This is a genomic window from Streptomyces sp. NPDC001315, assembly GCF_042896175.1.
In the GTDB taxonomy this organism is placed as follows: Bacteria; Actinomycetota; Actinomycetes; order Streptomycetales; family Streptomycetaceae; genus Streptomyces.
Genome location: NZ_JBIAWZ010000001.1, coordinates 665870 through 678542, shown reverse-complemented (window position 1 = coordinate 678542; position 12673 = coordinate 665870). Strand labels below are relative to the sequence as shown.

Annotated in this window: 14 protein-coding genes and 1 tRNA gene; 9 read left to right on the top strand and 6 right to left on the bottom strand. The window is 68.0% G+C overall.

The window, feature by feature from the left end:
* Positions 1 to 3: 3 nt before the first annotated feature.
* Positions 4 to 1308, bottom strand: coding sequence for a PTS transporter subunit EIIC (locus ACFY16_RS02950; RefSeq protein ID WP_390645295.1), 1305 nt, complete (start codon positions 1306 to 1308; stop codon positions 4 to 6).
* A gap of 161 nt (positions 1309 to 1469) precedes the next feature.
* A complete protein-coding gene (locus tag ACFY16_RS02945; protein WP_390645294.1) occupies positions 1470 to 2771 on the bottom strand; it encodes a PTS transporter subunit EIIC in 1302 nt (433 codons plus the stop codon).
* A gap of 176 nt (positions 2772 to 2947) precedes the next feature.
* Between ACFY16_RS02945 and ACFY16_RS02940 the strand changes: the two genes are divergently transcribed.
* From ACFY16_RS02940 to rdgB, 4 genes are all read left to right on the top strand, one after another.
* Complete coding sequence (locus tag ACFY16_RS02940; protein WP_043228148.1) at positions 2948 to 3181, top strand: glucose PTS transporter subunit EIIB; 234 nt, start codon at positions 2948 to 2950, stop codon at positions 3179 to 3181.
* A gap of 90 nt (positions 3182 to 3271) precedes the next feature.
* Positions 3272 to 4009 (top strand): ribonuclease PH, encoded by a 738-nt coding sequence (gene rph, locus ACFY16_RS02935; protein WP_390645293.1) that lies wholly within the window; start codon positions 3272 to 3274, stop codon positions 4007 to 4009.
* A 151-nt stretch (positions 4010 to 4160) separates the two neighbouring features.
* Positions 4161 to 4565, top strand: a complete 405-nt coding sequence (locus ACFY16_RS02930; RefSeq protein WP_390645292.1) for a hypothetical protein — start codon at positions 4161 to 4163, stop codon at positions 4563 to 4565.
* Positions 4566 to 4598: 33 nt separating this feature from the next.
* A complete protein-coding gene (gene rdgB, locus ACFY16_RS02925; protein ID WP_390645291.1) occupies positions 4599 to 5201 on the top strand; it encodes an RdgB/HAM1 family non-canonical purine NTP pyrophosphatase in 603 nt (200 codons plus the stop codon).
* A 45-nt stretch (positions 5202 to 5246) separates the two neighbouring features.
* Here rdgB and ACFY16_RS02920 read toward each other — a convergent pair.
* The 3 genes from ACFY16_RS02920 to bcp form a co-directional block, all read right to left on the bottom strand.
* Positions 5247 to 5331: transfer RNA gene (locus tag ACFY16_RS02920), tRNA-Leu, on the bottom strand.
* 54 nt (positions 5332 to 5385) lie between these two features.
* Positions 5386 to 6438 carry an HNH endonuclease signature motif containing protein gene (locus ACFY16_RS02915; protein WP_390645290.1) on the bottom strand — a complete coding sequence of 351 codons (1053 nt, stop codon included), beginning with the start codon at positions 6436 to 6438 and terminating at the stop codon, positions 5386 to 5388.
* Between the two features lie 149 nt (positions 6439 to 6587).
* Positions 6588 to 7055 (bottom strand): thioredoxin-dependent thiol peroxidase, encoded by a 468-nt coding sequence (gene bcp, locus ACFY16_RS02910; RefSeq protein ID WP_390645289.1) that lies wholly within the window; start codon positions 7053 to 7055, stop codon positions 6588 to 6590.
* A 95-nt stretch (positions 7056 to 7150) separates the two neighbouring features.
* Between bcp and ACFY16_RS02905 the strand changes: the two genes are divergently transcribed.
* The 3 genes from ACFY16_RS02905 (at position 7151) to sugE (ending at position 8400) form a co-directional block, all read left to right on the top strand.
* Positions 7151 to 7480 carry a DUF3618 domain-containing protein gene (locus ACFY16_RS02905; RefSeq protein ID WP_390645288.1) on the top strand — a complete coding sequence of 110 codons (330 nt, stop codon included), beginning with the start codon at positions 7151 to 7153 and terminating at the stop codon, positions 7478 to 7480.
* Between the two features lie 55 nt (positions 7481 to 7535).
* Positions 7536 to 7892: a co-chaperone GroES gene (locus ACFY16_RS02900; protein WP_351139693.1), complete on the top strand. Its 357-nt coding sequence runs from the start codon at positions 7536 to 7538 to the stop codon at positions 7890 to 7892.
* Positions 7893 to 8079: 187 nt separating this feature from the next.
* Positions 8080 to 8400: a quaternary ammonium compound efflux SMR transporter SugE gene (sugE, locus tag ACFY16_RS02895; protein WP_390645287.1), complete on the top strand. Its 321-nt coding sequence runs from the start codon at positions 8080 to 8082 to the stop codon at positions 8398 to 8400.
* Between the two features lie 43 nt (positions 8401 to 8443).
* Here the strand turns inward: sugE and ACFY16_RS02890 are convergent, their stop codons facing one another.
* Complete coding sequence (locus tag ACFY16_RS02890; protein ID WP_390645286.1) at positions 8444 to 10804, bottom strand: transglycosylase domain-containing protein; 2361 nt, start codon at positions 10802 to 10804, stop codon at positions 8444 to 8446.
* A 202-nt stretch (positions 10805 to 11006) separates the two neighbouring features.
* On the opposite strand from ACFY16_RS02890, the gene ACFY16_RS02885 reads away from it, so the two are divergent.
* Together ACFY16_RS02885 and ACFY16_RS02880 are read left to right on the top strand one after the other, a co-directional pair.
* On the top strand, positions 11007 to 11807 hold the full coding sequence (locus tag ACFY16_RS02885) for an ABC transporter permease (protein WP_390645285.1): 801 nt from the start codon (positions 11007 to 11009) through the stop codon (positions 11805 to 11807).
* 97 nt (positions 11808 to 11904) lie between these two features.
* Positions 11905 to 12669, top strand: a complete 765-nt coding sequence (locus tag ACFY16_RS02880) for an ABC transporter permease (RefSeq protein WP_390646083.1) — start codon at positions 11905 to 11907, stop codon at positions 12667 to 12669.
* The last annotated feature ends 4 nt before the right edge of the window (positions 12670 to 12673 follow it).

The window sequence follows — 12673 nt, the reverse complement described above, 5'->3', positions numbered from 1 at the left end:
GACTCACGCCTTCGTGAGGTCCTCGATCTCCTCCTCGGGCTCGCGGCCCGGGGTCGCCAGGTTGAACTTGGTGATCGCGAAGCGGAAGACGATGTAGTAGATCGCGGCGAAGACCAGGCCGACGGGGATCATCAGCCAGGGCTTGGTGGAGATGCCCCAGTTGATGAGGACGTCGGTGAGGCCGGCCGAGAAGCTGAAGCCCATGTGGATGCCCAGCGCCCATGTCACTGCCATCGACACCGCGGTGAGGACCGCGTGGATCGCATACAGCACCGGCGCGATGAACATGAACGAGAACTCGATCGGCTCGGTCACACCGGTGACGAACGAGGTCAGGGCCAGCGACATCATCATGCCCAGCACGGCCTTGCGGCGCTCGGGGCGGGCGGAGTGCGCGATGGCCAGGGCAGCGGCAGGCAGACCGAACATCATGATCGGGAAGAAGCCGGTCATGAACATGCCCGCGTGCGGGTCGCCCGCGAAGAAGCGCGGCAGGTCGCCGTGGAAGACGGTACCGGCGGAGTTGGTGAAGTCGCCGATCTGGAACCAGGCCACGGAGTTCACGAACTGGTGCATGCCGATCGGGATCAGGCCGCGGTTGATCAGACCGAACAGGGCCGCGCCGAAGGACCCCAGACCGGTCATCCACTCGCCGAAGTCGGTGATGACGTCACCGATGGGCTGCCAGCCCAGGACGACCAGGACACCGAGGGAGGTGCCGACAACGGCCGTGATGATCGGTACGAGCCGGCGGCCGTTGAAGAAGCCGAGCCAGTCGACGAGCCGCTTGCGGTGGTAGCGCTGCCACAGCACGGCCGTCAGCAGACCGAGGATGATGCCGCCGAGCACACCCGGGTTCTGGAAGGTCGCCGTCTGCGCGGCCTCGTTACCCTTCTGCCAGAAACCGCCGAAGAGGCCGGTCGCCGTGTATGTGGCGCCGTCGTGGCCGTCCTCGATCGGGAACTGGTGGATCACCGCGTAGTAGGTGAGGAAGCCGACCACGGCGGCCAAGGCCGTCGAACCGTCGGCCTTCTTGGCGAAGCCGATGGCCACGCCGATACAGAACAGCAGGGGAAGTCCGAACGAGCTGTCCAGCAGAGCGCCGCCGGCTCCGGCGAACACCTTCGCGACGTCCGCGGGGAGATGCAGCTTCTCCTGGACGTCCGCCTGCCCCAGTCGCAGGAGAAGTCCCGCCGCCGGCAGCACGGCGATGGGCAGCTGCAGGCTGCGGCCGACCTTCTGCAGGCCCTGGAACAGGCCGGATCCCCGCTTTTTTGCGGGGGCCGCCGTTGCGGTGGCGGTGCTCATAGACTTCCTCCATCGGGGGGCCTGGTCTACACCACTCAGTGGTGTAGACCTGTTGTAGCACGATGAAGGCCGCATAAGGAACCCGCGATTCCGCTACCAGGGCGCTACCCAAGGCAACGACAAAGACCCCCGGGGGAGGCGGGCAAGGCGGGCAAGGCGGATCACGCCTTCGTGACGTCCTCGACCTCGTCCTCCGCCTCCCGCCCCGGCGTCTTCAGATCGAACCTCGTGATCGCGAACCGGAAGACGACGTAGTACACCGCGGCGAAGCACAGCCCGATCGGGACGATCGCCCACGGTTTCGTCGCCAGGTTCCAGTTGATGACGTAGTCGATCAGACCCGCCGAGAAACTGAACCCGTCGTGCACCCCCAGCCCCCACGTCACCGCCATCGACGCACCCGTCAGCAGCGCGTGGAACACGTACAGCAGCGGCGCGACGAAGAGGAACGAGTACTCGAGCGGCTCGGTGATGCCGGTGACGAACGACGTCAGCGCCACCGACAGCATCAGGCCCCCCACCTCCTTGCGCCGGCTCGGCTTCGCGCAGTGCGTGATCGCCAGCGCCGCCGCCGGCAGCGCGAACATCATGATCGGGAAGAAACCCGAGGTGAACTGGCCCGCGTTCGGATCACCCGCAAGGAACATGTTGATGTCACCGTGCACCACAGTGCCGTCGGGCTTGGTGAAGCTGCCGAACTGGAACCAGATGGGCACGTTGAGGAACTGGTGCAGGCCGATCACCAGCAACGCCCGGTTCGCGACCCCGAAGACGCCCGCCCCCCAGGCGCCCAGATCGCTCAGCCAGTCACTGAAACTCTCCAGCGCGTCACCGATCGGCGGCCAGATCCACAGACACAGCGCCGCGAACACGATCGCCACGAACGCCATGATGATCGGCACCAGCCGACGGCCGTTGAAGAAACCCAGCCAGTCCACCAGGCGGGTGCGGTGGAAGCGGGCCCAGAAGAAGGCCGTCAGCAGGCCCATCACGATCCCGCCGAAGACCCCGGGGTTCTGGAAGGTGTAGGGCGTCACCGCGCCGACGCCGGCGCCGACGCTGATCTGGCAGCCCACCTGCGGGATCGCCTTCGAACCCCCCGGGCACTGCTCGGGGAACTGGTGCAGCACGTTGTAGTAGACGAGGAACCCCGCCACCGCTGCCAGCGCCGTGGAGCCGTCCGACTTCTTCGCCATACCGATGGCCACGCCCACACAGAACAGCAGCGGAAGCCCGAGAGAGCCGTCGAGCAGCGCGCTGCCCGCGCCCACCATCACCTTGGAGACGTCGGTCCAGCCCAGCCCGTCGTCCCCGAACACGTCCGGCTGCCCGAGCCGGTTCAGAATGCCCGCCGCAGGCAGGACCGCGATGGGAAGCTGAAGACTGCGCCCCATCTTCTGCAGTCCCTGGAACAAGGTGTTCCAGCGCTGACGCGCGGGACCGACCGTGGCGTCGGCGCTCATCGGACTCCTCCCGCGGGGGCCGGGTTTGGCGACCGTCCGGCAGGTGGTGTAGACCAGTTGGCGGACGGTTCCGCTGTCGTGAACGCCATCATTCGGCACCCACGACACGACCGCTCGCAAAGATGGGCCAACTGTGGGTTACTGCGACAAAGCGGTTCGGATCAGGGAGAAGGAACATGGCCACCAAGGCTGAGAAGATCGTTGCCGGGCTCGGCGGCATCGACAACATCGAAGAGGTCGAAGGCTGCATCACCCGGCTCCGCACCGAGGTCGCCGACGCCAGCCTGGTCGACGACGCCGCCCTCAAGGCCGCCGGCGCCCACGGCGTCGTCAAGATGGGCACCGCCATCCAGGTCGTCATCGGCACCGACGCCGACCCCATCGCCGCCGAGATCGAAGACATGATGTGAACACCTGACGCGAGGCACGCCGCCTCATCCGGAGGGGCCCCTACCCACCGCGGGAGGGGCCCCTCCGTATGTGCGGCTAGGCTCAGCGCCATGTCTCGAATCGACGGCCGCACCCCCGAACAGCTCCGCCCCGTCACCATCGAACGCGGCTGGAGCAAGCACGCCGAGGGCTCCGTCCTCGTCTCCTTCGGCGACACGAAGGTCTTCTGCACCGCCTCCGTCACCGAAGGCGTCCCCCGCTGGCGCAAGGGCAGCGGCGAGGGCTGGGTCACCGCGGAGTACTCCATGCTGCCCCGCGCCACCAACACCCGCGGCGACCGCGAATCCGTCCGCGGCAAGATCGGCGGCCGCACCCACGAGATCAGCCGCCTCATCGGCCGCTCCCTGCGCGCGGTCATCGACTTCAAAGCGCTCGGCGAGAACACGATCGTCCTCGACTGCGACGTCCTCCAGGCCGACGGCGGCACCCGCACCGCCGCCATCACCGGCGCGTACGTCGCCCTCGCCGACGCCATCACCTGGGCCCAGGGCAGGAAACTCGTCAAGGCCGGCCGCCAGCCCCTCACCGGCACCGTCTCCGCCGTCTCCGTCGGCATCGTCGGCGGCGTACCCCTCCTGGACCTCTGCTACGAAGAAGACGTCCGCGCCGAAACCGACATGAACGTCGTCTGCACCGGCGACGGCCGCTTCGTCGAGGTCCAAGGCACCGCCGAGGCCGAACCCTTCGCCCGCGACGAACTCAACTCCCTCCTCGACCTGGCCGTCTCCGGCTGCGCAGAACTGGCGGTCGCGCAGCGCACGGCACTTGATACGGTCCTCGAAAAGTAAAAGGGACACCAAGCGGGCCGACAGGGGCGGGCAACCACACCCCCGGCCCCCGCGTCCCTACGAATACGGATGTTCGGGCGCACCGCACACCACCGTGCGCCCGGCATCGCAACGGGGGCCCTCGGGGCCTGCCAAGGGGAGGGAACCAGTCATGGGCGCGAGCCGACGACGCCGAGGCCGCCGTACCGCCATCGCCGCCGCCGTGGCGGCCGTCGCACTCACCGCGGGCCTCACGACCGGCTGCGACGCCGTCAACAAGGCCCTCGACTGCGTCCAGACCGCCGACACCATCGCCGACAGCGTCACCGACCTCCAGCAGGCCGTGGAGAACGCCGCGAACGACCCCACGCAGACCGACGAGTCCCTCGCGTCCATCGACAACAACCTCGACAAGATCGGCGACAAGACCGACAACGCCGACGTCAACAAGGCGGTCGACGACCTCCGCAAGGCCGTGGACAACGTCCGCACCGCCGTCGACAACGGCGACAAGACCCCCGACCTCAGCCCCGTCACCGACGCGGCCGGCGAACTGACGAAGGTCTGCACACCGTAAGAGCGACCGGACGGGCCCGGGATACTGGTGCGTATGACCCGCCTGATCCTCGCCACCCGCAACGCCGGAAAGATCACCGAACTGAGGTCCATCCTCGCCGACGCAGGCCTGCCCCACGACCTCGTCGGCGCGGACGCCTACCCCGACATCCCCGACGTCAAGGAAACCGGCGTCACCTTCGCCGAGAACGCCCTCCTCAAAGCCCACGCCCTCGCCCAGGCCACAGGCCTCCCGGCAGTCGCCGACGACTCCGGCCTCTGCGTCGACGTCCTCAACGGCGCCCCCGGCATCTTCTCCGCCCGCTGGGCAGGCCGCCACGGCGACGACCAGGCCAACCTGGACCTCCTCCTCGCCCAGCTCTCCGACATCGCCGACGAACACCGCGGCGCCCACTTCACCTGCGCCGCCGCCCTCGCCCTCCCGGACGGCACGGAACGCGTGGTCGAGGGCCAGCTGCGGGGCGTACTACGCCACACCCCGTCCGGCACGAACGGCTTCGGCTACGACCCGATCCTCCAGCCGGAGGGCGAGACACGCACGTGCGCGGAGCTGAGCGCGGACGAGAAGAACGCGATCAGCCATCGGGGGAAGGCGTTTCGGGAGTTGGTGCCGGTGGTGCGGGAGCTGTTGGGCTGAGACGCAGCCGAGGGGCCGCCCGGGTTGGGCGCCCCTCGGTATACGTACGGCCGGTGGGACTCGAACCCACACGGGCTTTCGCCCATTGCGCCCTAAACGCAACATGTCTGACCAATTCCATCACGGCCGCTCAAAAACGGTCATCACGCTCGACCGACAGCGTTCAGTGTACGGGTAGAGCAAGTTACGCGGCGAGGGGTGCCCTCGTCTTCTGGCGGCACCACGTCTCTGTCGGTGCATGGCAGTTGGGGCAGAGATACCGCAGATTCTCCCGGCGATTGTCGCGCCAGTCCCCGTTGATGTGGTCGATCTGCAGGGTGATTGTCCGCCCCAGCCACTCGCCTGTGTTGTCGCAGGTCTCGCACGCGTACGGCACCCCGATCTCAGCCAGGGCCCGGTGCAGCTGAGATCTGTTGGTGCGTCCCGCCTCGGGAGGCAGAACAACCAGTACCCGGCGAGAGATGGACTCGGGGGCGGGGCGCTCCGGGCGCGCCCACGACCGGCGCTTGAAGTGGCTCGTGTCCAGGCCGAGCCGAGTTGCCGCGCGTCGGACGCGCCGGTGGTTGGTGTCGTTTACGTCCAGGCCGAGACCACGCATCACGTCGGCGTAGCTCGTGGAGTGCAGTACAAGGTCGCGGAGCCTGTTCTCGGGGATTGATACGCGCTGGTGGGAGAAATGACCCGTGTCGATGCACTGGGCGCGCAGCATGCGGCTCAGAGTTGCGCGCGAGCGACTGTCGTCCGGTACCCCCAGGGCGCGGGCCACCCCGCGCACGCTGGTCGCCGTTGCGACAGCTGCCGTGAGTTCTTCAGGGGTGAAGGGCAGATCCAGGTCCGGCCGGTCGATGCCCGGGAAATGACTGATGTCGATGCCCGCCGCGTGAATGCGGCGGCGAATGTGCGACAAAGTGCCGGTGGCTGGAGTGGCGCCCAGCTTCAGCGCTACGTCGCGCAGTGAGGACGATGAGGCGGCGGCTTCGGCAATGGCGGAGTCCGGGTACTTGCGCCATGGGCTGCGTTTCACGAAGTGGCTTGTGTCGAGTCCGTGCTCGGCTACTTTCTCCTGCAGTACACGCCGTCGCCCTCCGCTTGCCCTGAGACCGAGCCGCCGCATCAGATCATTCCAGTTGCGGGCCTCGGCGACGACCGGTGCGAGCTGTTCCCTGCCGTATGGGTCTGACCGTCGTGTGCTGCGAATGTGGGTGGCGCTCGTTGCCGGTTCCGGTGTGTTCTGCACGTCCGTCGCCCCTCCTGTACCGGCCACCCGTTCGTGGCCCGTACGGAGTAACGAACCGCCTATCGGACAGTCACGGTCGAAACGCGAAACGGCTCGCATCGGGTCACCCCGGTGCGAGCCGTTTGCTCGGCAGGAAGCTGGAGCTGTTCTCAGATAGCCAGGTCCTTGATGATCTTCGCCACGTGGCCCGTCGCCCGGACGTTGTACAGCGCGCGCTCGACCTTGCCGTCCTCGTCGACGATCACCGTGGAGCGGATGACGCCCATGTACGTCTTGCCGTAGTTCTTCTTCTCGCCGAAGGCGCCGTAGGCGTCGAGGATCTTCTTGTCGGGGTCCGCCAGGAGCTTGACCTTCAGGGACTCCTTCTCGCGGAACTTCGCCAGCTTCTCGGGCGCGTCCGGCGAGATGCCGATGACGTCGTAGCCGGCGCCGGCCAGCAGGTCCAGGTTGTCCGTGAAGTCGCACGCCTGCTTGGTGCAGCCGGGGGTCAGGGCCGCCGGGTAGAAGTAGACGATCACCTTGCGGCCCTTGTGGTCGGCCAGTGACACCTCGTTGCCGTCGGCGTCGGGCAGCGTGAAGGCGGGGGCGGTGTCCCCGGGCTGGAGTCGCTCGCTCATCGGTCTAGCGTAACCGGGGGTCCTGACAGTGCGGCGCGGTGTGAAGCTGACAGACTGTCCGGAACAACGCATCAGCAGACTTCGGAGGCCGTACGGTGGCGGACACGTCGGACACCAGAACCCCGGCGCAGATCGAGGCGGACATCAAGCGCCGTCGCGAGACGCTGGCCGAGACTCTCGACGAGATCGGTGTGCGGGTGCACCCGAAGACCATCGTCGGTGATGCCAAGGCCAAGGTCGTATCCAACATCGATCACTCACTCGGGCGCGCGTACGTCGGTGTCAATCGGGTCGTGAGTGATGTGAAGGCGCAGTTCGTCGACGAGGAGGGGGCGCCGCGGATCGAGCGGATCGTGCCCGTCGCGCTCGTCGCCGTCGGGCTGGTGGGCTTGCTGGCCCTCGGGACGAAGCGCCGCAAGGGCTGAGGGGCGGGCGACCCACCCGCGTACGTTTTCGCTTCAGGCAGGTAGGTTCAGAGGTGTGAGCGCCAACAGACACGAGCACAGCCCCCATCACGACAAGCTGCCCATCCGGATGCTGCACGATCGCGTACTCGTGCGGCAGGACACCGCCGAGGGTGAGCGGCGTTCCGGTGGCGGCATCCTGATTCCCGCCACGGCCGCCGTCGGCCGCCGACTGGCGTGGGCCGAGGTTGTCGCGGTGGGTCAGAACGTACGGACCGTGGAGCCGGGTGACCGGGTCCTGTACGACCCGGAGGACCGTGCCGAGGTCGAGGTGCGGGGTGTGCCCTACGTGCTCATGCGTGAGCGCGACCTGCACGCCGTGGCGGCGGACCGGTTCGAGGGGTCGGAGGACTCGACCGGGTTGTACCTCTGACTACTTCTGAATATCTCTGAATCTGCGGTTCGAGAGGGCTGGTGACCATCGTCACCAGCCCTTTTCCCGTTCCCTTGCTACGTTGGGAAGGAGCCCGACGAGACGCGCCGTACCGGGACGCAGGACAGCGGTATCTGGAAAAGACGACGCACCCGAAAGAGTTCCGTACGTCTCGGAGGTGCTCGTCATGGCCTGGGTTCTGCTCGTCGTCGCCGGTCTGCTCGAGGTCGGCTGGTCGGTCGGTATGAAGTACACCGACGGTTTCACCCGCCTGGTTCCCAGTCTTCTCACCGGTTCCGGCATCGTCGCCAGCATGGTGCTGCTGTCGTACGCCGCGAAGTCGCTGCCCATCGGTACTGCCTACGGTGTGTGGGTGGGTATCGGGGCGGCCGGTGCGGCGGTGGTCGGCATGGTGGTGCTGGGGGAGCCGGCGACCGCCGCCCGGGTCTTCTTCGTGGGGCTGCTGCTGGTCGCCGTGGTGGGGTTGAAGGCGACCTCCGGTCACTGACCGGCCGGCCGCCCCGCCACCCCGTCGCGCCGCCGCCGCCTCGTCAGTCCCAGTGGGTGCTGAGGGTGCCTGTTCCGGCGATCGTGCCGGTTGTCGTGCCGCCGCTGGAGGTGCTTCCCGTGGTGCTGCCGGTGGTCGTTCCGGCGTCGGTCGTGCCGCCGTCGGTCGTTTCTCCGCCGGTGTCCCCGGTCGTCGTGCCGCCGTCGGTCGTGCCGTCCGTGGTCGTGCCGCCGTCCGTGGTGGTGCCGTCGGTGGTGCCGCCGTCCGTGGTGGGCGTACCGCCGCTGGTCGGGGTGCCGCCGTCCGTGGGCGTGCCGCCGTCGGACGTGGTGCCGCCGTTGTCCTCGCCCGTGGTGGCCGACTGGCTCCGGGAGGGATCGGTGCTGGGGGCCTGGGGCAGGTCGGCGCCGGCCTGGAGCTGGAGGTCGAAGTCGGTCACCGGCTTGTTCTTGAGGGCGGTCCTGGTGAACTGCGACCAGATCTCGGTGGGCGCGCCGCCGCCGTTGATGCGCTGGAGGCCCATCGCGCCGTACAGCGGTTTGTGGGCGGCGGTGACGGGGTCCTGGCCCATGACGGAGACGACGGTGGCGAGTTCGGGTGTGTAGCCGGCGAACCAGGCCGCCGTGTCGTTCTCCGCGGTGCCGGTCTTGCCGGCCGCCGGACGGCCCGCGGCCTGGGCGGCGGTCGCGGTGCCGTTCTGGACGACGCTGCGGAGGACGGAGGTGGTGGTGTCGGCGGCCTCGCGGCTGACGGCCTGGCGGGCCTTGGCCTTGGCCTTGGACAGGTCCATGACGTCCTGGCCGTCCTTGGTGACCTTGTCGATCATCGTGTACGTGGCGATCTTGCCGTGGTTGGCGAGCGTCGCGTACGCCTTCGCCATGTCGAGGACGCTGGCGGTGGCCGTGCCGAGCGCGATGGAGGGGTAGGGGTTCAGGTCCTTGGTGGTGGCGGGGATGCCCAGGTCCACCGCGGTCTCCTCGACCTTCTGGGGGCCGACGTCGACGGCCATCTGCGCGTACACCGCGTTGACGGACTTGTCGGTGGCGGTGCGCACGGTGATGTTGCCGTAGGAGTGGTTGTCCTCGTTCTCGGGGGCGTAGGTGCTGCCGCTCCAGCCCTGGACGGGGCGTTCGTTGGTGCCGTCGTAGTAGGTGTTGGGGGTGATGGCGCGGCCGTCCTGGGTGACCGAGTCGTTCTGGACGGCGGAGGTGAACACGAACGGCTTGAAGGTGGAGCCGACCTGGAAGTCACCGCGGGTGGCGTTGTTCGTGTACTGCTTGACGTAGTCGATGCCGCCGTACATGGCGACGACCTTGCCGGTCCTGGGGTCGACGGCGGCGCCGCCCGCGCGGACGTAGGTGTCGACCTTGCGGTTCTTCTTGTCCAGCTTGGACATGAGTTTGTCGTTGACGGCGTCGACGAAGGCGTCCTGCTTGCTCTTCTGCAGGGTGGTGGTGACGCGGTAGCCGCCGGACTCGAGCTCGTCCGAGGTGACGATCTTGTCGTCCTTCAGGGATTCCTTGATCGCGTCGACGATGTACCCGCGCTGCCCGGACATGCCGGTGGCTGCGGCGCTGTCCTCCTTCGGCGTGGGGAACTTCAGGCCGGCGCGGTCGGACCGGCTGATCCAGCCCTTGGTGACCATGCCGTCGAGGGTGTAGTTCCAGCGCGCTTGGGCGGCGGCCTTGTTCTCGGGGTGGGCGATGACGTCGTACTCGCTGGGCGCGTTGAGCAGTGCGGCGAGGTAGGCGCCCTTGGCCGGGTCGAGGTCGGCGGCGTCGACGTCGTAGTAGGCGCGGGCGGCGGCTTGGATGCCGTAGGCGTTGCGGCCGAAGTAGCTGGTGTTGAGGTAGCCCTCGAGGATCTGGTTCTTGCTCTGGGTGCGGTCGAGCTTGATGGAGATGAAGAACTCCTTCACCTTGCGCGTGACGGTCTGTTCCTGCGCGAGGTAGTAGTTCTTGACGTACTGCTGGGTGATGGTGGAGCCGGACTGCTTGCCCTTGCCGGTGGCGGTGTTCCAGCCGGCGCGGATCATCGCCTGGGGGTCGATCGCGGACTCGGTGTAGAAGTCCCGGTCCTCGGCGGCGAGTACGGCGTGCTGGGCGTCCTTGGAGACCTGGGCGAGGTCGATGTTCTCCCGGTTGATCGCGCCGTCGCGGGCGATCTCGGTGCCGTCGGCGTAGAGGTAGACGTTGCTCTGCTTGGTGGCGAGCGCGTTGGCCGGCGGGATCTTGACCATGGAGTAGCCGACGAAGAACAGGCCGGCCAGCAGCAGTACGCCGAGGACGGAGGTGCCCAGCACCATGCGCCAGGTCGGGATGATCCGGCGCCAGCCGGTGCGCTTGGGCCGCTTGGCCTTCTTCCCGCCCTCGGTCGGCTGCTGCGGCTGCGGCTCGTCGCTCATGTCGTGCACGGACTCCTGTTTCGCGTCGTACGTTCCCGTACGCCCTCGTACGCCTTCTGCGCCCCCTGTTGAAGACTGTCGCACCAAGCGTTCCGTTCCCGGCGAACGGCGCGCGTTGCGCCCGGAAAATGCGTGGTGTGCCGGGTCGGCCGCGGACTAGGCTCCTGCGCTTCGGTGTCGGACGGGCGAGGAGGAAGTTGCCGTGGGTTCGTCGCGGTTGTACGCGGCCGTCGCGGCGGGGGGTTTCAGACGGTACGCGACGTATCGGGCGGCCACTGCCGCGGGGGTGTTCACCAACACCGTTTTCGGCCTGATCCTCGTCTACACATATCTGGCGCTATGGGACGAGAAGCCGCACCTTGGGGGGTATGACCAGACGCAGGCGGTCACGTACGTGTGGCTCGGCCAGTGTCTGTACGCGACGCTCGCCATCCAGGGCGGCGGTTTCGAGAAGGACCTGATGGCTCGCATCCGTACGGGTGAGATCGCTGTCGACCTGTACCGGCCTGCCGACCTCCAACTGTGGTGGCTGGCGAGCGACTTGGGGCGGGCGTTGTTCCAGATGCTGGGGCGGGGTGTGATCCCGTTCGTGTTCGGCGCGCTGTTCTTCCCGATGGCGCTGCCGTCGGACGTCACCACCTGGGTGGCGTTCCTGGTCGCGCTCCTGCTGGCGATGGTCGTCAGCTTCGGCATCCGCTATCTGGCGGCCCTGAGCACGTTCTGGCTCATGGACGGCACGGGCGTCTCCCAGGCCGTGATGGTCCTGGGGATCTTCTGTACGGGCATGGCCCTGCCGCTGAACGCCTTCCCGGGCGCGCTCGGCGATGTCGTCCTTGCGCTGCCGTGGGCGGCGCAACTTCAGATGCCGGCGGATGTGCTGATGGGGGAGACCGACCCGCTGGGCGCGTACGCCTTCCAGGTGGTGTGGGCGGTGGTGCTGCTGGCGGCGGGGCGGCTCGTGCAGTCGGCGGCGACACGGCGGGTGGTGGTGCAGGGTGGCTGAGACCTTCGAGGGGACCTCCAAGGCGACGAGGGCGTCCAGGGCGTCCGGAGTGTCCGGAGTGGGAGAGGGGTTGCGGGCCTACCGACTGATCGCCGGGATGTGGGTCCGGTCGACCATGACCTATCGGGCCTCCTTCGCCCTCACGGCGTTCGGCAACCTGCTGGTGACCGGGCTGGATCTCGTCGCTGTCCTGCTGATGTTCGCGCAGGTCGACTCGCTCGGCGGCTGGACGCTGCCCGAGGTCGTCTTCCTCTACGGTCTGTCCGCCACCTCGTTCGGTGTCGCCGACCTGGTGCTCGGCTCCATGGATGTGCTGGGCACCCGGATCCGCGACGGCTCCTTCGACACGATGCTCGTACGGCCCGTCCCGGTGCTCGCCCAGATCGGCGCGGACCACTTCGCGCTGCGCCGGCTGGGCCGGATCACGCAGGGCGTGCTGGTGCTGGGCTGGGGACTGGTGGCCGTCGACGTCGACTGGACCGTGCCCAAGGTGCTGCTGGTGCCGGTGATGCTGGTCAGCGGCGCGGTGATCTTCTGCGCGCTGTTCGTGGCCGGGGCGGCCTTCCAGTTCCTGGCGCAGGACGCCGCCGAGGTGCAGAACGCGTTCACGTACGGCGGCAACCTCATGCTGCAGTATCCGCCGGCGGTGTTCGGGAAGGACCTGGTGCGTGGGGCGACGTTCATGCTGCCGCTGGCCTTCGTCAACTGGGTCCCCGGCTCCTATGTGTTGGGGCGGCCGTACCCACTGGGCCTGCCGCAGTGGGCGGCCTTCGCGCCGCCGCTGGTGGCGGCGGGTTGCTGTGTGCTGGCGGGGCTGGCGTGGCGGGCGGGGCTCGGGTCGTATCGGAGTACAGGGAGTTAGCGGG

What these genes read in the sequence shown, in the direction of transcription:
- ACFY16_RS02950 (WP_390645295.1), bottom strand. Translation starts at nt 1,308, where the DNA reads ATGAGCACCGCCACCGCAACGGCGGCCCCCGCAAAAAAGCGGGGATCC.
- ACFY16_RS02945 (WP_390645294.1), bottom strand. Translation starts at nt 2,771, where the DNA reads ATGAGCGCCGACGCCACGGTCGGTCCCGCGCGTCAGCGCTGGAACACC.
- ACFY16_RS02940 (WP_043228148.1), top strand. Translation starts at nt 2,948, where the DNA reads ATGGCCACCAAGGCTGAGAAGATCGTTGCCGGGCTCGGCGGCATCGAC.
- rph (WP_390645293.1), top strand. Translation starts at nt 3,272, where the DNA reads ATGTCTCGAATCGACGGCCGCACCCCCGAACAGCTCCGCCCCGTCACC.
- ACFY16_RS02930 (WP_390645292.1), top strand. Translation starts at nt 4,161, where the DNA reads ATGGGCGCGAGCCGACGACGCCGAGGCCGCCGTACCGCCATCGCCGCC.
- rdgB (WP_390645291.1), top strand. Translation starts at nt 4,599, where the DNA reads ATGACCCGCCTGATCCTCGCCACCCGCAACGCCGGAAAGATCACCGAA.
- bcp (WP_390645289.1), bottom strand. Translation starts at nt 7,055, where the DNA reads ATGAGCGAGCGACTCCAGCCCGGGGACACCGCCCCCGCCTTCACGCTG.
- sugE (WP_390645287.1), top strand. Translation starts at nt 8,080, where the DNA reads ATGGCCTGGGTTCTGCTCGTCGTCGCCGGTCTGCTCGAGGTCGGCTGG.
- ACFY16_RS02890 (WP_390645286.1), bottom strand. Translation starts at nt 10,804, where the DNA reads ATGAGCGACGAGCCGCAGCCGCAGCAGCCGACCGAGGGCGGGAAGAAG.
- ACFY16_RS02880 (WP_390646083.1), top strand. Translation starts at nt 11,905, where the DNA reads ATGTGGGTCCGGTCGACCATGACCTATCGGGCCTCCTTCGCCCTCACG.